The sequence below is a fragment of the Roseinatronobacter ekhonensis genome (genome assembly GCF_900499075.1).
GTDB lineage: Bacteria > Pseudomonadota > Alphaproteobacteria > Rhodobacterales > Rhodobacteraceae > Roseinatronobacter > Roseinatronobacter ekhonensis.
In genome coordinates this window covers 1-1,176 of sequence record NZ_UIHC01000166.1, presented here as the reverse complement: position 1 = coordinate 1,176, position 1,176 = coordinate 1, and the positions used below count along the sequence as shown (strand labels likewise).

1 protein-coding gene is annotated in these 1,176 nt (G+C 61.6%); it reads right to left on the bottom strand.

Annotated features, from left to right (window positions below; genetic code table 11):
- Positions 1-1,174: elongation factor Tu (gene tuf / locus ROE7235_RS19645; protein ID WP_121097737.1), on the bottom strand; the 1,174-nt coding region annotated here is incomplete at its 3' end.
- Positions 1,175-1,176 lie beyond the last annotated feature (2 nt).

The following is a 1,176-nucleotide window of genomic DNA, read 5'->3' as shown; positions in this document are numbered from 1 at the left end:
ACTTGATGATTTTCGACACGACGCCTGCGCCGACGGTGCGGCCGCCTTCACGGATGGCGAAGCGCAGCTTCTCTTCCATGGCGATGGGCGCGATCAGCTCGACCTCGAATTTCAGGTTGTCGCCCGGCATCACCATTTCCGTGCCCTCGGGCAGCGTGACCGTGCCGGTCACATCCGTGGTGCGGAAGTAGAACTGCGGGCGGTAGTTGGCGAAGAACGGCGTGTGGCGCCCGCCCTCATCCTTGGTCAGGATGTAGGCCTCGGCTTCGAACTTGGTGTGCGGTGTCACCGATTTCGGCTTGCACAGCACCTGGCCACGCTCGACATCTTCACGGCCGATACCACGCAGCAATGCGCCGATATTGTCGCCTGCTTCACCACGGTCCAGCAGCTTGCGGAACATTTCCACGCCCGTGCAGGTCGTGGTCTTGGTGTCGCGGATGCCGACGATCTCGATCGAATCGCCAACATTGATCACGCCACGTTCCACACGACCGGTCACAACCGTGCCGCGGCCGGAAATCGAGAACACGTCCTCGATCGGCATCAGGAAGGGCTGGTCCACGGCGCGCTCGGGCGTGGGAATGTAGGTGTCGACCGCTTCCATCAGCGCGCGGATCGAGTTCTCGCCGATCTCTTCGTCACGGCCTTCCATCGCGGCCAGCGCAGAGCCCTTGATGATCGGAATATCGTCGCCCGGGTAGTCGTAGGAGGACAGCAGCTCGCGGATTTCCATCTCCACCAGCTCCAGCAGTTCCTCGTCATCGACCTGGTCGACCTTGTTCATGTAGACAACCATGAACGGAATGCCGACCTGGCGGCCCAGCAGGATGTGCTCGCGCGTTTGCGGCATCGGGCCGTCGGCGGCGTTCACAACCAGGATCGCGCCGTCCATCTGCGCCGCGCCGGTGATCATGTTCTTGACGTAGTCGGCGTGGCCGGGGCAATCAACGTGGGCGTAGTGACGGCCCTCGGTCTCATACTCGACATGCGCGGTCGAAATCGTGATCCCGCGCGCCTTTTCTTCGGGCGCACCGTCAATCTGGTCATAGGCCCGGAAATCGCCGAAATACTTCGTGATCGCCGCCGTCAGCGTCGTCTTGCCGTGGTCAACATGGCCAATCGTGCCAATGTTTACGTGCGGTTTACTGCGGTCAAACTTTGCTTTTGCCATGG